Here is a 21,822-nt window from a genome sequence, read left to right on the forward strand (position 1 = left end):
ACGGTCGGGGAGCTGCGGCCCGGGGGGGCGGCCGGCCGGTCAGCCCAGGGAGCCGCGGGCTGTGCCGAGCAGCGGGGCGAGGTCGGGCGCGGCGGCGACCTCCTCGTCCAGGGCCGCGGTGAGGGTCTCCTCGTAGGTGGCGCGGGCCTCCTGGTGGCGGGCGCGGCCGACGGCGGTGATCACGGTGTAGACGCCGCGCCGGTCGTCCGGGCAGGAGTCCCGGTAGGTGAAGTCCGCGGCGTGCAGGCGGGCCACCAGGCGGGTGACCGAGCTCTGGTTGAGGCCGAGTCCGGCGGCGAGGTCCTGCATGCGCAGCTCGCCCCTGGGGGCCTCGGCGAGGAAGCCGAGGGCGCGGTACTCGGAGAGCCCGAGGCCGTGCCGGCGCTGGAGGGCGGTCGCGAGGCGGCCCTCGACGTGGGCGTGCAGAGCGCTGAGCCGGCTCCACATCCGGGCGTCCGAACCACCGCCGGCGGGGCTGGGTTCCGTGGGCATGGGCGGCTCCTGACCGGGTGCGACGGTTGACACAGATTACTTGTACATGCATGCTCTTGCCCAGTCGAAAAGAATTTGCACATACATGCAATGACCGTGACCCCGGGGGGTTCCGTTCCCATGGCCTGGATCTACCTGCTCATCGCCTCGGCCTTCGAGGTGGTCTTCGCGCTCGCCACCAACGCCACGCACGGCTTCACCGAGCCGGGCCCGTCCCTGCTGACGGCCGCGGCCGCCGCGGGCGGGATCTTCTTCCTCAGCCTCGCCCTCAAGACCCTCGACGTCGGCGTCGGCTACACCGTCTGGACCGGGATCGGCTCGGTCGGCACCGTCGTCCTCGGCACGGTGGTCTTCGACGAGTCGATGAACGCCGGGAAGGCCGTCGCCTTCGTCCTGATCATCGGCGGGGTGCTCGGCCTGAAGCTCGCCGACCGGTTCGGCCGGGCGGCGGACGGCCCGGCGGCCGGCCCGGCGGACGGACCGGACGCCGGGCAGACGGCCGGACAGACGGCAGAGCAGGCCGGGGGCCTGACGCCGCAGCACCAGCCCGCCGCCTGACCACCGCGCCGATCCGCACCCGCACCCGCACCCGCACCGACCGTCCACGAAGGAGTGCACCACCATGGCCTGGCTCCACCTCGCGATCGCCGTCGTCTTCGAGATCGCCTTCGCCGTCGGCACCAACGCCACGCACGGCTTCACCAGGCTCTGGCCGTCCGTCCTCACCCTGGTCGCGGCCGCGGGCGGCATCTTCACCCTCAGCCTCGCGCTGCGGACGCTGGACGTCAGCGTCGGCTACACGATCTGGACCGGCCTCGGCTCGATCGGCACCGTCGTCTTCGGCGCCCTGCTCTACAAGGAGCGGATCACCCTGCCGAAACTGCTCTCGTTCGCCTCGATCATCGCGGGCGCCGTCACGCTGAAGCTGGCGTCCGGGTTCTGACGGGGCGCCGGGGCGGGCCGGCCACCCGGCTCGCGCCCGCCCCGCCGCCGTCGGGTCGGCCCGCGTCGGGTCAGCCCGCGTCGGCCGCCTTCCGTGCGGTGTGCACGGTGGTGGCGGTGAGGTAGAAGGCGTCCGGCCGGTTGAGGATGCCGGCCGGGGCGTCGCGGTCCAGCAGCGCGTCGAGGGTCGCGAGGTCCTCGGCGTCCAGGCCCCCGGCCACCTGGCCGCGGCGCCGGTCGAGTTGGGCGTGCAGGTGTTCGCGGGCGGCGGCCGGCAGCGGCGCCGGCCACTCCACCAGGAAGGTGCGCGAACCGGCCGGGACCAGCCCGGCCGCGGCCAGCATGGCCGGCCAGTCCTCCACCCCGTCCGTGGCGCCCGGGAGGCCGGCCCGCATCGCGGCGAAGACGTCCTCGTGCGCGGCGTCCAGCCGGGCCTGCAGTCCGGGGCGGCCGAGGCCGATGTCGCGCGGCAGGAACCGCAGCGGCAGCCCGCCCTCGGCGACGGCGAGCAGGCCGCCCGGGCGCAGCGTGCCGGCCAGGGCGGTCAGCGCGGCCTGCTGGTCCCCGAGGTGGTGGACGGCCTTGGACGACCAGACCAGGTCGGCGGTGCCGAGCAGGCCGAACCCGTCCGGGAGGTCGGCCTGCCGGGTGGTGACCCGGCCGCCGGAGCGGGCCACGGCGCGCTCCAGCAGGGCGGACGACCGGTCGACGGCGACCACCTCGGCGGCCGGGAAGGCGTCGGCCAGCAGGCCCGCGACCACGCCGGGGCCGCTGCCCACGTCGAGCACCCGGCCGACGGGGGTGCCGTCCAGCAGGTCGTGCAGCCACTGTGCGGCGCGGGTGAGCGCGGGGGCGTACAGCTCGCCCTCGCGCTCCAGGAGGTCGGCGAGCGCGGACCAGTCCGTGTCGGACGAGAGCGCGTGGTGGTCGTGGTGGTCGTGGGAGGCGTGGCCCTGGTGGCCGTGGTGACGGGCGGGGGTGGGCACGGCGTGCTCCTTCGGATCGGTACCGGATGCGGCTCGGGCGGCGGCGGGCGCCTGGCCGGCCTCCTCGTCCGCCGGGTCGCGGTCGGGGGCGAACGCGGCGGCGGCCCACGGCGGTCACTTCCACCGCCAGGCTGCGGCGGCCCCGGTGGCGGCGGCAAGCTTTGTTGCCGGTTCCGCAAATCAGCTCGCCCCGGCGATCAGGCCGAGCGGCGCCAGTACGAGCGGGCCGCGACGGCGAGGGCCACGCCGAAGACGGCGAAGGCGCCGAGGCCGATCCAGCACACCAGCAGCACGTCCGCCTCGGTCGGGAAGGAGCCGCGCTGCACGGTCACCACGCCCATCGTGGCGAGCCCCGCGTAGCCGATGCCGAAGATCCCGTACGGCGCGAGCGTGGCGGCGCCGAGCAGGGCGGGGGTGAGCGGCAGCCAGCGGGGGACGCGGCGGCCGCTCAGCAGCAGGGTCCAGCGCGGGAACACCAGGCCCCACGGGCGGACCAGGCCCCAGAGCAGGAACACGCCGAGCGCCGCCAGCAACGCGGTCACGTCCAGGCCCCAGGACTGCAGGGTGAGCCAGAGCCCGGAGGCGCCCTCGCGCTCGGCGTCGGCCAGGATCCGGTCGCCGCTGAGGCCCGCGAAGGTACCGCCCAGGGCCCAGGTCGTCTTCATCCAGACGTACGGGACGAAGGCCAGCGTCCCGGCCAGCGCGACGAGCCGGACCTGTCCCGGGGCCGCGGTCGGCGCCGGGGGCGGACCGACCCGGGGCGGACCGTCCGCGGCCGTCCGGGCACCCGCCCGGCCGGTGCGGGCGGCGGCCGCCAGCAGGACGGCGCCGAGCGCGGACAGCGCGTGCTGGGCCGCTCCCGGCCCGCTGTCCACGCCCTGGTTGACGATCAGCGTGATGACGTCCATCAGCAGGCCGAACGCCCCGGCGACGGCCGCCGCACAGAGCGCCCAGAGCACCGGCCCGAGCACCCGCCGGAGCACCGGCCGCGGCTCCCGCGCCCGCACCGCCGCCCCGGCGAGCGCCGCGGCGGCGCCCACCCCGGCGACCAGCCAGCCCGTCCAGGCCGCGCCGGACAGCGCCGTCCCGGTCCCGGCGCAGCCGGCCCCGAAGCCCGCGTACGCCACGCCCCAGACGGCCGGCCCCGAACCGTCCCCCACCCACCGGGGCGCACCCCGGCCGCCCGCCGCCCGGCCCGCAGGCCACCCGCTGGTCGTCGTCATGCCCCCACGCTCGCACCGGCCGCACCGCCCGGACCTCGGCCGCGCGGAGGACCGGCTCCCCCTCCGGGGGGACGGCGGGAGCGGGCGGACGGCCCTTGCGTTGGAGCGCACTCCAGCTCATAGCATCGGCGGGCCCGCCGCCGCGTCCCCGACCGGGACGGACGGCAACCACCGAGACCACAGGGGGACTTGAACCATGCGCTACCGCGTTCTGGGCGGCACCGGCATCGAGGTGAGCGCCTACTGCCTCGGCACGATGATGTTCGGCGCGGTCGGCAACCCCGACCACGACGACTGCGCCCGGATCATCCACACCGCCCTCGACCAGGGCGTCAACTTCGTCGACACGGCGGACATGTACTCGGCCGGCGAGTCCGAGGAGATCGTCGGCAAGGCGCTGGAGAGCCGGGGCAACCGCGACGACGTCGTCCTCGCCACCAAGGTGCACTTCCCGATGGGCGAGGGCCGCAACCGGGGCGGGAACTCGCGGCGCTGGATCGTCCACGAGGTCGAGCAGAGCCTGCGCCGGCTGCGGACCGACCGGATCGACCTCTACCAGGTCCACCGGCCCGACCACACCACCGACGTCGAGGAGACCCTCTCGGTGCTCGGCGACCTCGTCCGGGCCGGCAAGATCCGCGCCTTCGGCTGCTCGACCTTTCCCGCCGAACAGCTGGTCGAGGCCCACCACGTCGCCGAGCGCCGCGGCCTGCCGCGCTTCCGCACCGAGCAGCCGCCGTACTCGCTGCTCGCCCGCGGCATCGAGCGCGACGTGCTGCCGACGGTGCGACGGCTCGGCATGGGCGCGCTGACCTGGGCCCCGCTCGCCTCCGGCTTCCTCACCGGCCGCTACCGCAAGGGCCGGCCGATCGACCTCGGCACCGGCCGGGCCGCCCTCACCCCGGCCCGGTTCGACCCGGCGCTGCCGGTCACCGCGGCCAAGCTGGACGCCGTCGAGGAGTTCACCGTGCTCGCCGAGGAGCTCGGCCGGACCCTGCCCGAACTGGCCCTGGCCTTCCCGCTGGCGCACCCGGCGGTCACCTCGGTGATCATCGGCCCGCGGACCGGGGAGCAGCTGGCGGCCGCCCTCAAGGGCGCCGACCTGGTGCTGGACGACGACACCCTCGACCGGATCGACGCGATCGTCCCGCCCGGAACCAACCTCTACCACCCGGACGGTGTCTGGCAGCCGCCGGCCCTCACCGACCCGGCCCAGCGCCGTCGCCCGGTCGCCGACCGCGCGGCGGGGTAGCGGCCGGCAGGCCGGTCACGCCGGTGAGGTCCTCCTCGCCGGCGTGACCGGCCTCGGCGAGCCGGCGCCGCATCAGCCGGACGTAGGGCCCGATCAGCTGCGACCGGCCCGGCGGCACCGGCGGGCGGCGGGTCGGGCGGTGCGGTCAGGCGATCGCCGCGGCGACGACGGCCGCGACCGCGAGGTTGCAGCTGGCCGAGACCCAGACCGCCGGGTGGGGCTCGGGGTCGACCAGGATGGCGCCGAGCCTGCCCGGGGTGAGCAGGTCCACCAGCCAGAACGCGACGGCCATCAGCAGCAGCCCGAGCAGGCCGAAGCAGGCGGTGGAGACCAGGCCCTTCCCGAAGTCCTCGTAGGTGTAGAGGATCGCGGTGAAGACGATGCCGCCGATGCCGAGCAGCGCCGAGCTGAGCAGCACGGCGGCGTTGCGGTTGCGCTCGACCCAGATCTGGTGGCCCAGCTTCCCGGGCGTCAGCACGTCCACCAGGACGATGCCGAGGAGCAGCAGGACCACGCCGACGCCGCCGAAGGCGGCCGCCTCGCCGAGGCCGTGCAGGATGTCGTTCACGTCGTCTGGCCCCCGGGTCCATCGGTCAAGGATCGGCAAAACATATCCCATGGCCCCCGGGCCCGGGAGGGCCGCAGCACACCGAACCGTCACAGTCCGCCACCGGATGGTCAAGAACACGCAAGGTCGGTCATGATGTCGGTGCCCTTTGACCGAGGGCGCCCCAGCAGGTGCCCCGCCGACGCCACCGTCCCGCCCGGAGACTCGCCATGCGCAGACTGACCCACGCCGAATTCCTCGCGATGAGGAGGTTCGACGCACTGGACGGCCTGCGCGCCATCGCCGCCGTGATCGTGGTCTTCTTCCACTACGGCGGGCCGCAGTCCAAGTTCCTCTCCGGCTGGATCGGCGTCCACACCTTCTTCGTCCTCTCCGGCTTCCTGATCACGACACTGATGCTCCGTGAGAAGGACAGGACCGGGCGGATCTCGCTGCGGAACTTCTACATCCGGCGGATCTTCCGGATCGTGCCGCTGTACTACGTCGGACTGCTGATCACCATGGTCGCCGTCTACAAGTCCGGGTACAGCTGGAACGTCCTGATGGACCACCTGCCGCACTTCCTCGGCTTCATGAACGAGTACCACCTGGCGGGCGACACCCCGTACCTGCACACGTGGACCATCGGCATCGAGCAGAAGTTCTACCTGGTCTGGCCGCTCGCGCTGATCCTGGTCAGCCTGGTCTCCAGCAAGCTCCGCGCCCCCCTCGCCGTCGTCGCCATCGGGCTCGTCCTGATCCGGTACAACGACACCTGGAAGGGGATGGGCATCCACTACTCGGTGCTGCTCACCGGCGCCCTGCTCGCCATCGTGCTGCACCACCGCCGCGGCTTCGCCCTGCTGAGCCCGCTGACCCACCCGGTGGTCGGCGTGGTGGTCGCGGCGGGCTTCGTCGTCCTGCACCAGCACATCCCGGACCTCACCGCCTACTTCGGCGACGAGCAGCCCACCGTGTTCCTCTACGGCGTCGGCGTCGCGATCCTGCTGCCCACCCTGCTGGGCCCCGGCCCGGGCCGCTGGATCCTCTCGCAGCGCCCGCTGGTCTTCGTCGGCGAGCGCTCGTACGGCCTCTACCTGCTCCAGGCCTCCGCGGTGCCCGTCACCGCCACCCTGGCGCCGTGGATCCCCGGGCAGTCCCCCAAGTTCGCCGCCGCCGCCTGCGTGGTCGCGCTGTTCGCCGCCGACGCACTGCACCGCCGGGTGGAGACGCCGATGATCGAGGTCGGCCGCCGCCTGATCAAGTGGCTCGACAGCCGCTCCGCCGGCACCCGCCCGGCCGTCCCCGCCCAGAAGTCCGGCACCGGGACCGAGCCCCACGGCGAACCGGCCCTGGCCGGCCGCTCCCAGTAGACGGGCCTCCCGCACGGCACCCCGGCACGGGGGGTGTTCCCGCTCCGGCGACCACCCGGAATGGGAACACCCCCCGTGCGGTTTGATGGGGTTATGGCATCTCGTGCACGTGTACGCGCCCCCGAGCTGGTCGGGGCAGGCGGTTGGCTGAACACCGGCGGCAAGGAGCTCACGCTCGCCGACTTCCGGGGCAAGATCACCATCCTGGACTTCTGGACCTTCTGCTGCATCAACTGCCTGCACGTCCTGGACGAGCTGCGGGAACTCGAGGAGAAGCACCGCGACACCGTGGTGATCGTCGGCGTGCACTCGCCCAAGTTCGTGCACGAGGCCGACCACCAGGCCGTGGTGGACGCGGTGGCCCGGTACGAGGTGCACCACCCGGTGCTGGACGACCCGGCGCTGGCGACGTGGAAGCAGTACGCGGTGCGCGCCTGGCCCACCCTGGTGGTGATCGACCCCGAGGGGTACGTGGTCGCCCAGCACGCCGGCGAGGGGCACGCACACGCCATCGCCCGGCTGGTGGAGGAGCTGGAGGCGGAGCACGCCGCCAAGGGCACGCTGCGCCGCGGCGACGGCCCGTACGTGGCGCCCGAGCCCACCGAGGGCGCCCTCAAGTTCCCCGGCAAGGCGGTCCGGCTGCCGGACGGCCACTTCCTGGTCGCCGACTCCGGCCACCACTCGCTGGTCGAGCTGGCCGAGGACGGCGAGACGGTGGTCCGCCGGATCGGTGACGGGGTGCGCGGCCTGGTGGACGGCGGCAGCCCCCGGTTCAGCGAGCCGCAGGGGCTGGCCCTGCTGCCGCCCGGCGCCGCCCGCGACGGCCTGGGCGTCGACGTGATCGTCGCCGACACCGTCAACCACGCGCTGCGCGGCGTCCGGCTCGCGGACGGCAGCGTGACCACCCTGGCCGGCACCGGCCGGCAGTGGTGGCAGGGCTCCGCCGCCGGGGGCCCGGCCCGCGAGGTGGACCTCTCCTCCCCGTGGGACGTCGCCTGGTTCGACGGCAAGGTGTGGATCGCCATGGCCGGCGTCCACCAGCTCTGGGCGTACGACCCGGAGGCCGGCACCGTCGGCGTCGCGGCCGGCACCACCAACGAGGGCCTGGTCGACGGGCCGGCCGCCGAGGCCTGGTTCGCCCAGCCCTCCGGCCTGGCCGTCTCGGCGGACGGCGAGCGGCTCTGGGTCGCCGACTCGGAGACCTCGGCGCTCCGCTCGGTTTCCCGTGGAACCAAGACGGTGGAGACCGCCGTCGGCACCGGCCTGTTCGACTTCGGCCACCGCGACGGCGAGGCCGGGCAGGCGCTGCTCCAGCACCCGCTGGGCGTCACCGTGCTGCCCGACGGCTCGGTCGCGGTCAGCGACACCTACAACCACGCGCTGCGCCGCTTCGACCCGGCGAGCGGCGAGGTCAGCACGCTGGCCACCGACCTGCGCGAGCCGTCCGGGGCCGTCCTGGTGGACGGCGACATCGTGGTGGTCGAGTCGGCCCGGCACCGCCTGACCAGGCTGCGGCTGCCCGAGGAGGCGGTGCGGGTCGAGTCGGTCGCGCACCGCACCCAGCGGGCCGCCACCGAGGTCGCGCCGGGCGCGTTCCGGCTGGACGTGGTGTTCCAGGCGCCGGCCGGCCAGAAGCTGGACGAGCGCTACGGCCCGTCCACCCGGCTGCTGGTCAGCTCCACCCCGCCGGAGCTGCTGGTCTCCGGGGCCGGCGCGGACTCCGCACTCTCCCGCGAGCTGGTGCTCTCCGACCGGGTGACCGAGGGCGTGCTGCACGTCTCGGCGATGGCCGCGTCCTGCGACGACGACCCGGAGATCGAGTACCCGGCCTGCCACGTCCACCAGCAGGACTGGGGCGTGCCGGTGACGCTGGCCGCGGACGGCGCGCGCCGGCTGCCGCTGGTGCTGGCCGGCCTGGAGTAGCGGGGCCGGACGCGGACGGGGCCCGCACGCCGTGTGCGGGCCCCGTCCGCGTCCCGGGGCCCGGGAGCGCCTTCACACGCCGGAGCGTCCCGCTCCGGGCCGCTCAGCCCTCCAGGAACGCCTTGATCGCGCTCGCCAGCAGGTACGGGTCCTCCGCGCCGCACAGCTCGCGCGCCGAGTGCATGGAGAGCGCGGCGATGCCGCAGTCCACGGTGGCGATGCCGAGGCGGGCCGCGGTGATCGGGCCGATCGTCGTCCCGCAGGGCATGGCGTTGTTGGAGACGAAGGTCTGCCACGGCACGCCGGCCTTCTCACAGGCCGCCGCGAACACCGCCCGGCCGACGCCGTCGGTGGCGTACCGGTTGTTGACGTTGACCTTGAGGATCGGCCCGCCGTTCGGCATCGGGTGGTGCCCCGGCTCGTGCCGCTCGCTGTAGTTCGGGTGGACGGCGTGGCCCATGTCGGAGGAGAGGCAGACGGTGCCCGCCAGCGCCCGGGCGCGGTCCTCGGGGCTGCCGCCACGGGCGTGCACGGTGCGCTCCAGCACGTTGCCGAGCAGCGGGCTCTGCGCACCGGTGTCCGACTCGCTGCCGGTCTCCTCGTGGTCGAAGGCGGCCAGCACCGGGATGTAGGGCAGCGCGGCGCCGTCCGTCGCGGCCGCGGTGGCCACGGCGGCCAGGGCGGCGGTGGCGGCGTGCACCGACAGCAGGTTGTCCAGCCGCGGACCGGCCAGCAGCTCGCGGTCGCGGCCCAGGTAGGCGGCGGGCTGCACGTCGTGCGTCATGAGGTCCCAGCCGGCCACGTCGGCGGCCTCGACGCCGGCCCGCTGCGCGACGTACGCGATCAGCGCGCCCTCGTCGACCGGGCCCAGGCCCCAGATCGGGGTGAGGTGACGCTGCTTGTCGAGCTTCATCCCCTCGTTGACCTGCCGGTCGAGGTGGATCGCCAGCTGCGGCACGCGCAGCAGCGGCTCGTCCAGCTGCACCAGCCGGCGGCTGCCGTCGCGCAGCGCGAGCCGCCCGGAGAGGCCGAGGTCCCGGTCGAGCCAGGTGTTCAGCGGCACGCCGCCGTAGATCTCCACCGCGACCTGCCGCCAGCCCGCCGTGCCGGTGTCCGGCAGCGGCTTGACCCGCAGGTTCGGCGAGTCGGTGTGGGTGCCGACCACGCGGAACGGCGTCTCCGGCCCGGCGCCCTCCGGCACGTACCAGGCGATCAGCGCGCCGCCCCGGATCAGGTAGCGGCCACCGGCCACGGCGTCCCAGGCGTCCGTCTCGGCGACCTGCCGGAAACCCGCCTTCTCCAGCCGCTCCGCGGCGCTGGCGACCGCGTGGTACGGCGACGGTGACGTACCGAGGAAGGCGATCAGGTCATCGGTGTGCGTCCGGTCGAAGAAGGCCGGGCGGGCGGCGGTCGACATGCTGCTCCTGGGTCGAGGGAGGGCCGAAAGCCGGTTGGGGAGTCGGCTTCGCCCCCTGAGCATATGCCCGTACACGGACATGACACTCGGAACGCCCCAACGGATGCAGAACGCTGACAGAAACGTGAACTGCCGCCACCAGACGTACGCGTACCGAACGGTGCATACCCGTCGCACAGGGTCATCCGGGGCCCGGGGGCGGCACCTGACGGCGTCTCACGGCGGCGGCCGCGGAAAGCACGGGGAAACGCCGGAGGGCCCGGTCGGAAACCGGGCCCTCCGGCGTGAGGGTGGGTCAGGCGGTCAACGGGGTGACGCGGGCGTTCCTAGAACGCCTCCTCCGCCAGCTCCATGATCTCGTTGTCGATGCCCTCGGCGATCAGGCGCTGCGGGGTGATGGTCGGCAGCACGTTCTTCGCGAAGAAGCGGGCCGCCGCGACCTTGCCCTGGTAGAAGGGGACGTCCTTCTCGGAGGCGCCGGCCTCCAGCTTGGCCAGGGCCACCGCGGCCTGGCGCAGCAGCAGCCAGCCGACCACGACGTCGCCGGAGACCAGCAGCAGGCGGGTGGTGTTGAGGCCCACCTTGTACATGTTCTTGACGTCCTGCTCGACCGAGGAGAGGTCGGCCAGGAGCTTGCCGATGATGGCCTCCAGGTCGCCGGCGGCCTTGGCGAGCAGCTCGCGCTCGGCGGCCAGGGCGTCGCCGCCGGCGGCGGAGCCGATGAACTTCTGGATCTGCTCGGACAGCGCGGTGAGCGCCTGGCCGCCGTCCTTGACGATCTTGCGGAAGAAGAAGTCCTGGCCCTGGATCGCGGTGGTGCCCTCGTACAGGGTGTCGATCTTGGCGTCGCGGATGTACTGCTCGATCGGGTACTCCTGCAGGTAGCCGGAGCCACCGAAGGTCTGCAGGGACTGGGCGAGCTGCTCGTAGGACTTCTCGGAGCCGTAGCCCTTGACGATCGGCAGCAGCAGGTCGTTCAGGCGCTCGGCGGCCTCGTCGCGCTCGCCGCGCATCTTGGCGGCCATCATGTCGTCCTGGGTGGACGCGGTGAACAGGACCAGCGCGCGCATGCCCTCGGCGTAGGCCTTCTGGGTCAGCAGCGAGCGGCGCACGTCCGGGTGGTGGGTGATGGTGACGCGCGGGGCGGTCTTGTCCAGGAACTGCGAGATGTCGGCGCCCTGCACGCGCTCCTTGGCGTACTCCAGGGCGTTCAGGTAGCCGGTGGAGAGGGTGGCGATGGCCTTCGTGCCGACCATCATGCGGGCGAACTCGATGATCTTGAACATCTGGCGGATGCCGTCGACGGTCTCGCCGAGCAGCCAGCCCTTGGCCGGGTGCTTGGCGCCGAAGGTCATCTCGCAGGTGTTGGAGGCCTTGAGGCCCATCTTGTGCTCGACGTTGGTGGCGTAGACGCCGTTGCGCTCGCCGAGCTCGCCGGTCTCCCAGTCGAAGTCGAACTTCGGGACGATGAAGAGGCCCAGGCCCTTGGTGCCCGGCTTACCGCCCTCGGGGCGGGCCAGCACCATGTGGATGATGTTCTCGGACATGTCGTGCTCGCCCGAGGTGATGAAGCGCTTCACACCCTCGATGTGCCAGGAGCCGTCCTCCTGCTTGATCGCCTTGGTGCGGCCGGCGCCGACGTCCGAACCCGCGTCGGGCTCGGTCAGCACCATGGTGGAGCCCCAGAGGCGGTCGGTCATCCGCTTGGCGACCTCCAGCTGCTCCGGGGTGCCCTCCTCGGCGATGACGCCGGCGAAGGCCGGGCCGGAGGAGTACATCCAGATGGCCGGGTTCGAGCCGAGGATCTGCTCGGCGAACGCCCAGATCAGCGAGTTCGGGGTGACCTGGCCACCGATCGACTCCGGGATGCCCAGGCGCCACCACTCGGCGTCCATGAAGGCCTGGTAGCTCTTCTTGAACGCGGCCGGGATCGGCGCGGTGTTGGTCTCGGGGTCGAAGACCGGCGGGTTGCGGTCGGTGTCGGCGAAGGACGCGGCGAGGTCGTTCTCGGCCAGACGGGCGATCTCGCTCAGGATGTTCTTCGCGGTCTCGACGTCCATGTCGGCGAACGGACCGGTGCCGTACACCTGGTCGCGGCCGAACACCTCGAAGAGGTTGAACTCCACGTCCCGCAGGTTGGACTTGTAGTGACCCATGGCCGTTTTCTCCGGTTCGTCGCTTCCGGGAGACCGCCGCGTTCGGGCGCCCCGTACCCACCAGTAGGCATCATGATGCTACCCAGCGGTAACTTGTTTCAAGCCCCTGGCAGTGAATCCGCTATGAACGTGGTCACGTCCCACAAGGCGGGACGACCACTCCTTGTCAGGATCGACGCCAGCACGGGCGGGTGCGCTCCCGATAGCCTGTCCGTGTGTACGGCTATGACCAGAACGCATACCCGGGTGATCCCTACCAGCAGCAGGCGGGACCGCAGCCGGGAATGAACGGCATGCCCGGCCCCGGCCCGTACGGCGAGCAGCCGCAGGCGTCGCAGCAGCAGTCCCTCTACCCCGAGCCCTCGCCGCCCTCGCTGGCGGACGCCGTCCGGGCCTTCACCACGGGGTCGATGGCGGTGGAGGACTTCCAGGCCATCTTCATCACCTCGAAGGTGCACTGCCCGCGCGGCGACCGGCCCGGCTTCCTGGCACTGCACAACACGCCGACCCCGGTCATCCCGATGTTCAGCTCGCTGAAGGAGCTGCGCCGGTACGCCGGCAAGGACTCCAAGCACTTCACCGTCACCGGCGCCGAGGTCCTCGACCTGCTGCCGACCGGCTACGGCTTCGCGCTGGACATGGAGGGCGAGCACCGGATGGTGTTCGACGCCAAGGCCGTCGAGCAGATGGTCGACTTCACCATGCGCCGGATGTACGGCTGACGAGCACGGCCGGCGCCCGTCCCGCGCCCGTCGGCCGCCTCCCGGGCGGCTGACGGCCGGCGCCCGCCCGGACCCGGACCACCCCCGAAGAGGACTCCCGGCCGCACCGTCGACACATAGTTCAACATTCAACTTGCTTCTTGTTGAGGATTGAACTAATCTCGTGGACGTAGGCCAGAGGAACCCCCCGAAGGAGGCCGACATGCCCGCCGTGACCGTCGAAAACCCGCTCGTTCTGCCGCGAGTCGCGGCTCCCGCCGAAGGCGCCCGGCCGCGCCCGGTGCTGGCCGTCTCGACCGCCCCGGAAGGCTTCGAGGGCGAGGGCTTCCCCGTCCGCCGCGCCTTCGCCAAGATCAACCAGAAGTACCTGGACCCGTTCATCATGATGGACCAGATGGGCGAGGTGGACTACGCGGCCGGGGAGCCGAAGGGCACCCCCTGGCACCCGCACCGGGGCTTCGAGACCGTCACCTACATCATCGACGGCACCTTCGTGCACCAGGACTCGCACGGTGGCGGCGGCGTCATCACCGACGGCGACACCCAGTGGATGACGGCCGGCTCCGGCCTGCTGCACATCGAGACCCCGCCGGAGTCGCTGGTCATGTCCGGCGGCCTGTTCCACGGGCTGCAGCTGTGGGTGAACCTGCCCGCCGCGGACAAGATGATCGCGCCGAAGTACCAGGACATCCGGGGCGGCAACGTGAAGCTGCTCGCCTCGGAGGACGGCGGCGCGCTCGTCCGGCTGATCGCCGGCGACATCGCGGGCCACCAGGGCCCCGGCGCCACGCACACGCCCATCACGATGATCCACGTGTCGGTGAACCCCGGCGCCCAGGTCACCCTGCCCTGGCGGGCCGACTTCAACGGCCTGGCGTACGGCCTCGCCGGCAGCGGCTCCGCGGGCACCGAGCGGCGCCCGTTCCACAGGGGGCAGGCGGTCGTCTTCGGCGACGGGGACTCGCTCACCATCCGGGCCGACGACACCCAGGACTCCCGCAGCGCCACCTTCGAGGTCGTCCTCCTCGGCGGGCTGCCGATCCGGGAGCCGGTCGCCCACTACGGCCCGTTCGTGATGAACAGCCACCGCGAACTCCAGCAGGCGATGGAGGACTTCCACGCCGGCCGGCTGGGGACCATCCCCGCGTCCTGAGGCTGTGACCGGCACGGGCGGCCGGTGCGGGCAGGTTCCTGCCCGCACCGGCCGCCCGTCGGTCGTCGGTCGTCGTACGGCCCCGGCCCGGCCCGGCCCCACGGCCGGACCCGAGCGGCGGCCGGGCCCGCACGACGGCCGCGTCGGAGCGGCGGCCGGGTCAGACGCCGACCAGGCCGGCCCGGAGCACGTCCCTGCGGAGGGCGCTGAAGCGTCCGCCGGAGGGACGGTCGAACTCCACGATCCACTCGAAGGTGTTCGGGCTCTCCCCGAGCCTCGGCAGGGCCTCCTCCAGGTATCCGCCGCCGCGCCGCTCCAGGAGCTTGGGCAGGACCCGGGCCATCAGGGCACTGGAGAAGTCGACGTACTGCGGCTTGCCGCGCCTGCGCTGGTCGATGAACGACCGCCACTCGGAGGCGCTGCCGACGTAGTCGGACGGGTCCTGCTGGAAGAGCGAGGTCTTGACGAAGACCTCGTCGGGCACCCGGTTCCCGGCCCGCCACTCGGTGAGGCGGAGCAGGTAGGAGACCTCCTCCTCGGAGGGCCCGGGCTGCGGGAGCTCCCCCTCGGCCAGGAACCAGCGGCGGCGGTGGAGCAGCACCCGGCCGGCCCGCAGCCGGGGCAGGCCGAGGACGCCGTCGCGGTCGCGCTCGGCCAGCCGCCCGCGGGCCTTCTCCTGGAGGTCGAGCACCAGCCGGCCGGAACCGACCAGCCAGTAGGCGAGCCGCAGCGGGAAGGGGTACATCTCGCTGTACTGCGAGCCGAGCGGGAGCACCCGGACCGGCCGGCCGTCGCGGTCGAGCAGTTCCAGACGGTCCTCCGCCGGGTCGTGGCGGAGCGTCAGTCCGGCCCACTCGCGCGGGGTGACGGTGTCGGGGAGCACCTGCGGGTGCAGGTTGATGTTGGTGCGGTACAGGCCGCGGTCCTCCAGCACCCGGGCGCCGTCGGCGCCGTACAGGCCGAGCAGGCGCTCGGCGAGCCGGCCGACGGCAGGGCCGCCGGTGCTGCTCGCGGCGTGCAGGAAGCGCGAGTTCAGCGAGGCGTGGCCCGCGTAGGCGTCGTTGACGACGAGCAGCTCGTCGGAGGGCTGGATGAGCACCCCGTACGAGAGCGGGACGGCCCGGAAGCGGTCGGGCAGCCCGGCGGTGAGCTCGGCGAGGTAGCCGGCGTCCCAGATCACCTCGTCGCGGTGCCGGCCGGCGTGCACCTCGCGGACCAGGGACCCGACGGCGCGGCGGCGCAGCGTGTGGAGCCGCTCCAGGCTGCCGTCGCCGGGGCCGAGGCCCTCGGGTCCGGCGGTGCGCAGCAGGTCCTCGCGCCGGTAGACCTCGTTCACCAGGTCCTGGGCGTGCTCGATCAGCCCGACCGAGGCGCCGGCGCCGAAGCGCTCGACGAAGGCGGCGGTGAGCAGGGCCCGGACCTCGTGGAAGCGGTCGTAGGCGGACTGGAACTCCAGGACGTGGGCGAGGTCGCCGAGGGCCCCGGTGTAGCCGGCCGGGCTCGGGGCGGTGGGCGGGAAGACGAGGTCCTCGTTGACGTGCAGCCGGGCCGGGCGCCCGCTGACCTCCAGGAGCCGCTCCTCCAGCTGCGGCAGCCGGCCGACCAGGGCGGGGCGCTGGCCGGCCGGTGCGGTCTCGATGCCCTCGACCACGTCGGCGAGCTCGTCGAGCAGCCGGCCCGCCGCGGGGTGGTCGCCCGACAGGCGGCGGCCGATCGCGCGCAGGCCGGTGCGGTCCTGCTCGTCCGGGCCGGGGGCGGCGGTGAGCATGCCGGCGGCGACGACCTTGGCGACGTAGTCGGCGGCGGCCTCCCGGCTGTCGCCGGTCCTGGCAGCGAGGTCCTCGGCCAAGTGGTCGACGTGGTACGGGCCCATCCCGGCCATGGCGAGCAGCAGCCGCAGGTGACGGGTGAGCGGGGCGGAGAGCATCCGCACCCGGTCGCCGTCCACGCGGGGGAAGTAGACCCGGTCCGCCTCGGCCCGGAGGGTCGGCGACACGGTGACCCAGCCGGCCGGGCCGCCGGTGACCGGCAGGCCGCCGAGCACGTGGTTGAGCACGGAGCGGTCGATCTCCGCGAAGGCCCGCGCCGTGTCGCCGTCGAACTCGACCTCGTCGAGCTGCGGGCCGTCCTCGTCCCAGTGGGCCAGGCCGACGGCGGTGAACTGGGAGAGCGGGCTGGTCCGCAGCAGCGCCCGGGTGGCGTACTGGATCAGTCCGCGCTCGGACTTGCGCAGCCTGCGGTCGGCGGCGCCGCCGACCGCGCTGTACCGGACGGCCGTGTCGTGCACCGTCGGGGCGAGCAGCGACACGGCCTTGCCGAAGGTGGGGCTGTCGAGCAGGCCGGCCAGGTTGCGCCGCTCCAGCTCGACGGCCTCGCCGTAGCGTTCGCGGACCCGCTCGGCGACGGCGGTGTACTCCCGGTGGAGTGCCAGCCAGGCGCTGGTCGCCTCCGGGAATCCGTCCGCCGTCGCGCCCGGGTCGCGCCCGTTGAAGATCGCCCGGCGCAGCGCGACCACCCCTCGCCGGCGCTCCGGGTCCTCGACGGTGCCGGCCAGGGCGTAGAGCTCGTCGCAGGCCAGCGGCTGCCAGGAGTCCCGCTGCTGCTTGATCAGCGCGAGGTGGGCGAGTGACCTGCGCAGGCCCTCGGTGGAGAGCCGGCGGGCGGGCAGCGGGTTGACCCGGAGCTGGACGGTGTCGGCGATGCCGCCGTCCGCGCGGGGCGGACCGGCGGGGTGGTCGGGGTGGTTCATGGCCATCCTCTCTGGGGACCGGTGGTGGGGCCGGTACGCCGCCGGCTCAGAAGCGGCGGGCGTTGCGGCGGAAGGTGACCCAGCAGAGGGCCAGGCCGCCGATCAGCCAGGCGGTGAGGACCAGCGCGATCCGTCCGTGCTCCCAGGCCCCGGCCGGTTCGGCGGCGGCGAAGGACTCGGGCAGGAAGGCGGAGCGGATCCCCTGGGTCATCCACTTGAGCGGGAAGAGCGAGGCGACGATCTGGACCGGCTTCGGCAGGGCGGTGATCACCCAGAACACTCCGGAGATGAACTGAAGGCCGATGTAGGGGAAGTTGACCAGCGCGGGGGCGTTGCGGGCGGACCGGGCCAGGGAGCCGATGGTGATGCCGATCAGCGCGGTGGAGACGGTGCCGAGCACGAAGACCCACAGGAAGGTGAACCAGTGCGCGGCGTCCTTCGGCAGCTGGAAGCCGAACATCGCGACGCCCAGGGCCAGGATGACGGTGACCTGGACCAGGGCCTGGGCCAGGATCAGCACGACCTTGCCGATGAAGTACGACACCAGCGGGAACGGCGTGCCGGAGAGCCGGCGCAGGGTGCCCTCGTGGCGGTCCACCGCGATGCCGATGCCCATCGTGCCGAGGGCCGAGGACATGATCGTCGAGCCGATCATGCCCGCCACGGTGACCTCGCGCATCTTGATGCCGGTCCCGGGCACGACCTGGTCGAAGAGGCTGCCGAAGATCACCAGCAGCATGATCGGCATCAGGATGCTGAAGACCATGGCCTCGCGGTTGCGGATCAGCAGCCGCACCTCGAACAGGCCGCGGGCCAGCCCCAGGCGGATCGGGGACGGGAGCGGCGCGCGCGCGGCGGACGCGGTCGCGCGGGCGACGGCGGGGGCGGGGGCGGCGATGGTCATCGGGCTTCTCCGATCATGGCGAGGTAGGTCTCCTCGAGGCTCGGGCGGTGCACCTGAAGGTCGGGGACGGCACCGGCGAACTCCCGCGACAGCTCCTCGATCAGCTGCGCGGGGTTGGTGGTCTCGCGGCGCTCGCGGCCGTTCGGGCCCTGCCAGGTGACGACGGTGCCGGCCTCGGCGCGGCCGCCGAAGCGCTCCGGGGTGTCGACCTCCACCAGCCGGCCCCCGGCCAGCACGCCGATGCGGTCGGCGAGCTGCTCGGCCTCGTCCAGGTAGTGGGTGGTCAGCAGGATGGTGGTGCCGTCGGCGGCGAGGTCGCGGATCAGCTGCCAGAACTGGCGGCGCGCCTCCGGGTCGAAGCCGGTGGTCGGCTCGTCCAGGAAAAGCAGCTCGGGGCGGCCGACGATGCCCAGGGCGACGTCCATCCGGCGGCGCTGGCCGCCGGAGAGGTCGCGCAGGGCCGCGTCCTTCTTCTCGGTGAGGCCGACGACCTCCAGCACCTCGTCGACGTCGCGCGGGTCCGGGTAGTACGACGCGAACTGGGCGAGCATCTCCCGCACCCGGGCGTCCGGCTGGTCCTGCGCGGTCTGCAGGACCACGCCGATCCGGGACCGCCAGCGGCGGTCGGCGCGGGCCGGGTCCTCGCCCAGCACCAGCACCTCGCCGCCGGAGCGGGGGCGCAGGCCCTCCAGCACCTCGACGGTGGTGGTCTTCCCGGCGCCGTTCGGGCCGAGCAGGGCGAACACCTCGCCGCGCGGGATCTCCAGGTCGACCCCGTCGACGGCCCGGTGGTCGCCGTAGCTGACCTGGAGGCCCCTCAGCACGATCGCCGGTGCGTCGTGGCTCATCTCATCTCCTCGTGTTCCCCGCTCCGGACGGCCGGGCGGTGTGGTGCGGCGGTGCTGTCCGCCGGTGGGCGGCCGGTGGGGCCGGGGTGACGGCCGGTCGGGCCGGCGCCGGATCGTGGCGGCCGGTCGGGCCGGCGCCGGATCGTGGCGGCCGGTCAGGCCAGGAACTTGGGGCGGACGTCCTCCAGGAACAGCCGCAGGCTGCGCTCCGCGACGTCGCCGGGCATCGCCCCGAAGTCGGCCTGGAGCAGGATGTGGTCGGCCTGCACGACGTCCTGGAACGCGGCGAGCTTCTCGGCGACGGTCGCCGCGGAGCCGACGACCGCGCCGCCCTCGGTGCGCAGCCGCTCCGGCGTGATCATCCCGACGTACTTCCCGACCTGGTCGTAGCCGGGGTACGCCTTGGAGGTGGCGCTGTTCCAGGACGAGGTGGCGCCGCCCCAGACCCGCAGGTACTCGGCGAGCAGCGGGTCCCCGAGGCGCTGCGCCTCGGCGTCGGTCTCGGCGGTGAACACCGGCAGGCTGGCGGCCACCCGCGGCTGCTGCCCGCTGCCGCCGTGGGTGCGCTCGAACGCGTCGCGGTAGAGCGCGACCTGCTCGCGGACGGCCTCCAGCGGGGTCAGCGAGGGGGTGATCAGCAGCCCGAGGCCGAGCTCGCCGATCCGGGTGAAGCTCTCCGCCGACCGCACCGCGGCGGCCCAGACGGGCGGGTGCGGGGTCTGGGTGGGCCGGGGCAGGATGGTGGCGTCCCGGTAGGAGAAGAACGGGGTGTCCTCGGTGACGTTCTCCTCGGTCCACAGGCGCAGCACCGCCTTGATGGTCGCCTCGAAGCGCTCCCGGCTGCTGTCCATGTCGACCCCGAAGGTCTCGAACTCGTACGGCAGGTAGGCGCGGGCGAAGCCGATGTCGAGCCGGCCGTGGCTGATCGCGTCCACCATCGCGGCGTACGAGGCCAGCTTCACCGGGTGGTGGAAGGCCGGCAGGACGCAGCCGGTCATCAGCCGGATGCTGGTGGTCTGCGCGGCGACGGCGGCCAGGAACCCGAGCGGGCTGGGACAGTAGCCGCCGTACGGGTGCAGGTAGTGCTCCGTCATCTTGACGTGGCTCATCCCGGCCTCGTCGGCGATCCGGGCCAGCGAGAGGACGTCGTCGAAGTACGCGGACGGCGACTTGGTGTCCGGCCCGGCGTCGGGGAGCAGCGAGATTCCGAAGTCCATGGGTTTCACTCCGTGGTGGTGGTGGCGGTGGTCGGGGCGGGCGCGGCGCGGCGGATGCGCTCCTCCCAGGTCTCGCCCAGGGCCAGGTCGGTGGCCTCGGCGAGGGCGAAGCAGAGGTAGTAGCGGTGCAGCGGAGTGACGTCCAGCAGCGGCAGCAGCTCGTAGAAGAAGTTGAGGAGGCTGCGGTAGGAGGCGAAGGACTCGTCCGGGTCGGTGGTGATCCCGTACTGCTCGGTCAGCGCGTGGAAGCGGGTCGGCGGCCGGGTGCTGCCGTCGGGGGCGGCGGGCGCGAAGCCGTCCAGGTAGGCGTTGCCGAGCCGGCCGGAGCGGACCAGCGCGTCCAGGTAGCCCCAGCCGTAGCGGAAGGCGGCGTGCCAGCCCGCGGTCTCCGGTCCCGGCCCGTCGGCGAGGTGGCGGCGCACCAGGGCGGTGAGGCGGCCGGAGTCCCGCTCGAAGCGGCGCCGGAACTCGGGGCGGTGGTCCTGCCCGGCGAGCGGCGAGGCGAGGAAGGCCTCGGCGTGCGAGCGGAAGGACATGGTGCCGAAGGGCAGCCGGCCGGGGTGGGTGCCGGCCAGGGTGGCCATCACCTCGGCGAGGTGGGCGAGCAGCGCCTCCTCGTCGCGGTGCTTGCGCAGCGCCGCGAGCAGCGGGTCGAGCAGGGCGCCCTGGACGGCGGTGCGGGCCTCGCGCAGGTCGGGCAGCCAGTCGGCGCCGGCCGCGTCGGAGGCGATCAGCACGGTGCCGGGGGTGCGGAGCGGCGGCGCGGTGCGGCCGGTCTGCTCCCACTCCTCCAGCCGGCGGGCCTGGCGGAGGTAGTCGGCCTCGGTGGGGCCGTCGAGCGGGGTGCCGGCCAGCGCGGCCTCGGCCCGGGCGGACCAGCCGGAGACGTCCAGCGGGCGGCCGCTCTCGGGCCGCACGACGACCTCGTAGTGGGGCCCGCCGCGCCAGCCGCGGCGCAGGTGGACGGCGCGCAGCCGGTGGTCGCGGCGCAGTCCGGTGGCGAGCGGGCCGAGCACGTCGGCGACGTAGGCGCGGGGCTGTTCGGGACGGCCGTGGATCCGGATCACCAGCGGGTCCGTGGTGGTGGTCATACGGGTCTCCTTGACGGGCGTCGGGTTCGGCACGGCGGCTGGTCCGCTGTCAGCAGCAGCAGGTGGCGGAGGAGGACGAGGAGCAGCAGAACCAGCCGCCCCAGTTGGAGGCGCCCATCTCGGGCAGGGCGATCGCGTCGCCCAGCTCCAGGACGGACAGCTCCTCGATCTCCAGCTCGGTGGGGTCGGCCGGCGACTCGGTACGTGCGGCCCGGTGGTACTCGGTCATGGCTCCTCGCGAAGGTTCGGCGACTGGGGTTGGGGTGGGGCCCGATGCGGCTCGGGGTGGTGCTCGTTAGGGTGCGCGGGGGCGGTGCTCGTTGCGGTGGGCGCGGGGTTGTGCTCGGGGTGGCGCCCGGGTCGGTGCCCGGTGGCGCGGGGCCCCGCGGGTGCCCGGTGGTCCGGAACACCCGCGGGACAGTGCCTGGCGCGCCGCTCCGCGGTCGCGGCCGCGCGCCGGTGTGCGTACCGCTCGGTCAGCAGCAGCAGGTGGACGAGGAGGACGAGCAGCACATGGTGCCGCCGCTCGAAGCGCCCATCTCCGGCAGGGCGGCGGCGTCGCCGACCTCCAGCACCGACAGCTCCTCGACGTCGACCGCCGGAACCTCGACCTGCTCGGCCTGCGGGGTGTTCACGGACTCGCTCATCTGTGGATCTCCATGTGATCTCATCGCTTCGTTCCCGGAGCGGGCCCGTTCGGGCCGTGTTCCGGACTCCGCACGGCGGACGCCGGCGGAGGGTGGCCGGCCAGGAAGCGCCGGCGCTCACCCCTGACGGGGGAGGTCTGTGGGAGGGATCGGCCGATCCCGGGGAACGGGCCGCGCGGC

General features: G+C 73.5%; 20 protein-coding genes. 7 read left to right on the forward strand and 13 right to left on the reverse strand.

Going from position 1 to position 21,822, the window contains the following annotated elements; all coding sequences use genetic code 11:
- Positions 1-39: 39 nt before the first annotated feature.
- The gene (locus tag ABZ885_RS04330) at positions 40-447 is read right to left on the reverse strand and encodes a MarR family transcriptional regulator (protein ID WP_360183274.1); all 408 of its coding nucleotides are present in this window, start codon (positions 445-447) and stop codon (positions 40-42) included.
- Between the two features lie 165 nt (positions 448-612).
- Between ABZ885_RS04330 and ABZ885_RS04335 the strand changes: the two genes are divergently transcribed.
- On the forward strand, positions 613-1,050 hold the full coding sequence (locus ABZ885_RS04335; RefSeq protein ID WP_360183208.1) for a multidrug efflux SMR transporter: 438 nt from the start codon (positions 613-615) through the stop codon (positions 1,048-1,050).
- 64 nt (positions 1,051-1,114) lie between these two features.
- A complete protein-coding gene (locus tag ABZ885_RS04340; protein WP_360183210.1) occupies positions 1,115-1,435 on the forward strand; it encodes a multidrug efflux SMR transporter in 321 nt (106 codons plus the stop codon).
- Positions 1,436-1,505: 70 nt separating this feature from the next.
- Here ABZ885_RS04340 and ABZ885_RS04345 read toward each other — a convergent pair whose 3' ends face one another.
- Both ABZ885_RS04345 and ABZ885_RS04350 read right to left on the reverse strand, forming a co-directional pair.
- The gene (locus tag ABZ885_RS04345) at positions 1,506-2,312 is read right to left on the reverse strand and encodes a methyltransferase domain-containing protein (RefSeq protein WP_360183276.1); all 807 of its coding nucleotides are present in this window, start codon (positions 2,310-2,312) and stop codon (positions 1,506-1,508) included.
- Between the two features lie 305 nt (positions 2,313-2,617).
- Complete coding sequence (locus ABZ885_RS04350) at positions 2,618-3,643, reverse strand: hypothetical protein (protein ID WP_360183212.1); 1,026 nt, start codon at positions 3,641-3,643, stop codon at positions 2,618-2,620.
- 196 nt (positions 3,644-3,839) lie between these two features.
- Between ABZ885_RS04350 and ABZ885_RS04355 the strand changes: the two genes are divergently transcribed.
- Complete coding sequence (locus tag ABZ885_RS04355) at positions 3,840-4,895, forward strand: aldo/keto reductase (RefSeq protein ID WP_360183214.1); 1,056 nt, start codon at positions 3,840-3,842, stop codon at positions 4,893-4,895.
- Positions 4,896-5,040: 145 nt separating this feature from the next.
- On the opposite strand, the gene ABZ885_RS04360 is transcribed toward ABZ885_RS04355, so the two are convergent.
- On the reverse strand, positions 5,041-5,463 hold the full coding sequence (locus tag ABZ885_RS04360) for a DUF350 domain-containing protein (protein ID WP_360183216.1): 423 nt from the start codon (positions 5,461-5,463) through the stop codon (positions 5,041-5,043).
- A 209-nt stretch (positions 5,464-5,672) separates the two neighbouring features.
- Here ABZ885_RS04360 and ABZ885_RS04365 point away from each other — a divergent pair, with 209 nt between their 5' ends.
- The gene (locus tag ABZ885_RS04365) at positions 5,673-6,815 is read left to right on the forward strand and encodes an acyltransferase (RefSeq protein WP_360183218.1); all 1,143 of its coding nucleotides are present in this window, start codon (positions 5,673-5,675) and stop codon (positions 6,813-6,815) included.
- A 93-nt stretch (positions 6,816-6,908) separates the two neighbouring features.
- Positions 6,909-8,738: an NHL domain-containing thioredoxin family protein gene (locus tag ABZ885_RS04370; RefSeq protein ID WP_360183220.1), complete on the forward strand. Its 1,830-nt coding sequence runs from the start codon at positions 6,909-6,911 to the stop codon at positions 8,736-8,738.
- Positions 8,739-8,841: 103 nt separating this feature from the next.
- Here ABZ885_RS04370 and ABZ885_RS04375 read toward each other — a convergent pair whose 3' ends face one another.
- Both ABZ885_RS04375 and ABZ885_RS04380 read right to left on the reverse strand, forming a co-directional pair.
- A complete protein-coding gene (locus ABZ885_RS04375; protein WP_360183222.1) occupies positions 8,842-10,155 on the reverse strand; it encodes a M18 family aminopeptidase in 1,314 nt (437 codons plus the stop codon).
- Positions 10,156-10,481: 326 nt separating this feature from the next.
- Positions 10,482-12,311, reverse strand: a complete 1,830-nt coding sequence (locus tag ABZ885_RS04380; RefSeq protein ID WP_360183224.1) for an acyl-CoA dehydrogenase — start codon at positions 12,309-12,311, stop codon at positions 10,482-10,484.
- A gap of 293 nt (positions 12,312-12,604) precedes the next feature.
- On the opposite strand from ABZ885_RS04380, the gene ABZ885_RS04385 reads away from it, so the two are divergent.
- Both ABZ885_RS04385 and ABZ885_RS04390 read left to right on the forward strand, forming a co-directional pair.
- Entirely contained in the window at positions 12,605-13,033 is a 429-nt protein-coding gene (locus ABZ885_RS04385; protein ID WP_360183278.1) for an SseB family protein, read from the forward strand.
- Between the two features lie 202 nt (positions 13,034-13,235).
- Positions 13,236-14,186 carry a pirin family protein gene (locus tag ABZ885_RS04390; RefSeq protein ID WP_360183226.1) on the forward strand — a complete coding sequence of 317 codons (951 nt, stop codon included), beginning with the start codon at positions 13,236-13,238 and terminating at the stop codon, positions 14,184-14,186.
- Between the two features lie 160 nt (positions 14,187-14,346).
- On the opposite strand, the gene ABZ885_RS04395 is transcribed toward ABZ885_RS04390, so the two are convergent.
- The 7 genes from ABZ885_RS04395 to ABZ885_RS04425 all read right to left on the reverse strand — a co-directional run bounded on the left by ABZ885_RS04395 (position 14,347) and on the right by ABZ885_RS04425 (position 21,642).
- Positions 14,347-16,935, reverse strand: coding sequence for a lantibiotic dehydratase (locus ABZ885_RS04395; RefSeq protein ID WP_360183228.1), 2,589 nt, complete (start codon positions 16,933-16,935; stop codon positions 14,347-14,349).
- A 46-nt stretch (positions 16,936-16,981) separates the two neighbouring features.
- Positions 16,982-17,839: an ABC transporter permease gene (locus tag ABZ885_RS04400; RefSeq protein ID WP_360183230.1), complete on the reverse strand. Its 858-nt coding sequence runs from the start codon at positions 17,837-17,839 to the stop codon at positions 16,982-16,984.
- The gene (locus tag ABZ885_RS04405; RefSeq protein WP_360183232.1) at positions 17,836-18,687 is read right to left on the reverse strand and encodes an ABC transporter ATP-binding protein; all 852 of its coding nucleotides are present in this window, start codon (positions 18,685-18,687) and stop codon (positions 17,836-17,838) included. Before ABZ885_RS04405 ends, ABZ885_RS04400 begins: the two co-directional genes overlap by 4 nt.
- Positions 18,688-18,842: 155 nt before the next feature.
- Positions 18,843-19,904, reverse strand: a complete 1,062-nt coding sequence (locus tag ABZ885_RS04410; protein ID WP_360183234.1) for an LLM class flavin-dependent oxidoreductase — start codon at positions 19,902-19,904, stop codon at positions 18,843-18,845.
- Between the two features lie 5 nt (positions 19,905-19,909).
- Positions 19,910-20,995, reverse strand: coding sequence for a hypothetical protein (locus tag ABZ885_RS04415; protein WP_360183236.1), 1,086 nt, complete (start codon positions 20,993-20,995; stop codon positions 19,910-19,912).
- A gap of 49 nt (positions 20,996-21,044) precedes the next feature.
- A complete protein-coding gene (locus tag ABZ885_RS04420) occupies positions 21,045-21,224 on the reverse strand; it encodes a thiazolylpeptide-type bacteriocin (protein WP_360183238.1) in 180 nt (59 codons plus the stop codon).
- A 247-nt stretch (positions 21,225-21,471) separates the two neighbouring features.
- A complete protein-coding gene (locus ABZ885_RS04425) occupies positions 21,472-21,642 on the reverse strand; it encodes a thiazolylpeptide-type bacteriocin (RefSeq protein ID WP_360183240.1) in 171 nt (56 codons plus the stop codon).
- Between the last annotated feature and the right edge of the window lie 180 nt (positions 21,643-21,822).

Origin of the sequence: Kitasatospora sp. NPDC047058 (assembly GCF_040643935.1) — a bacterium.
Classification (GTDB): domain Bacteria; phylum Actinomycetota; class Actinomycetes; order Streptomycetales; family Streptomycetaceae; genus Kitasatospora.

Bases quoted from the DNA above. Each gene is read 5' to 3' on its own strand.
- ABZ885_RS04330 (WP_360183274.1), bottom strand. From the start codon at position 447: ATGTGGAGCCGGCTCAGCGCTCTGCACGCCCACGTCGAGGGCCGCCTC.
- ABZ885_RS04335 (WP_360183208.1), top strand. From the start codon at position 613: ATGGCCTGGATCTACCTGCTCATCGCCTCGGCCTTCGAGGTGGTCTTC.
- ABZ885_RS04340 (WP_360183210.1), top strand. From the start codon at position 1,115: ATGGCCTGGCTCCACCTCGCGATCGCCGTCGTCTTCGAGATCGCCTTC.
- ABZ885_RS04350 (WP_360183212.1), bottom strand. From the start codon at position 3,643: ATGACGACGACCAGCGGGTGGCCTGCGGGCCGGGCGGCGGGCGGCCGG.
- ABZ885_RS04355 (WP_360183214.1), top strand. From the start codon at position 3,840: ATGCGCTACCGCGTTCTGGGCGGCACCGGCATCGAGGTGAGCGCCTAC.
- ABZ885_RS04365 (WP_360183218.1), top strand. From the start codon at position 5,673: ATGCGCAGACTGACCCACGCCGAATTCCTCGCGATGAGGAGGTTCGAC.
- ABZ885_RS04370 (WP_360183220.1), top strand. From the start codon at position 6,909: ATGGCATCTCGTGCACGTGTACGCGCCCCCGAGCTGGTCGGGGCAGGC.
- ABZ885_RS04375 (WP_360183222.1), bottom strand. From the start codon at position 10,155: ATGTCGACCGCCGCCCGCCCGGCCTTCTTCGACCGGACGCACACCGAT.
- ABZ885_RS04380 (WP_360183224.1), bottom strand. From the start codon at position 12,311: ATGGGTCACTACAAGTCCAACCTGCGGGACGTGGAGTTCAACCTCTTC.
- ABZ885_RS04385 (WP_360183278.1), top strand. From the start codon at position 12,605: ATGCCCGGCCCCGGCCCGTACGGCGAGCAGCCGCAGGCGTCGCAGCAG.
- ABZ885_RS04390 (WP_360183226.1), top strand. From the start codon at position 13,236: ATGCCCGCCGTGACCGTCGAAAACCCGCTCGTTCTGCCGCGAGTCGCG.
- ABZ885_RS04395 (WP_360183228.1), bottom strand. From the start codon at position 16,935: ATGAACCACCCCGACCACCCCGCCGGTCCGCCCCGCGCGGACGGCGGC.
- ABZ885_RS04400 (WP_360183230.1), bottom strand. From the start codon at position 17,839: ATGACCATCGCCGCCCCCGCCCCCGCCGTCGCCCGCGCGACCGCGTCC.
- ABZ885_RS04405 (WP_360183232.1), bottom strand. From the start codon at position 18,687: ATGAGCCACGACGCACCGGCGATCGTGCTGAGGGGCCTCCAGGTCAGC.
- ABZ885_RS04410 (WP_360183234.1), bottom strand. From the start codon at position 19,904: ATGGACTTCGGAATCTCGCTGCTCCCCGACGCCGGGCCGGACACCAAG.
- ABZ885_RS04415 (WP_360183236.1), bottom strand. From the start codon at position 20,995: ATGACCACCACCACGGACCCGCTGGTGATCCGGATCCACGGCCGTCCC.
- ABZ885_RS04420 (WP_360183238.1), bottom strand. From the start codon at position 21,224: ATGACCGAGTACCACCGGGCCGCACGTACCGAGTCGCCGGCCGACCCC.
- ABZ885_RS04425 (WP_360183240.1), bottom strand. From the start codon at position 21,642: ATGAGCGAGTCCGTGAACACCCCGCAGGCCGAGCAGGTCGAGGTTCCG.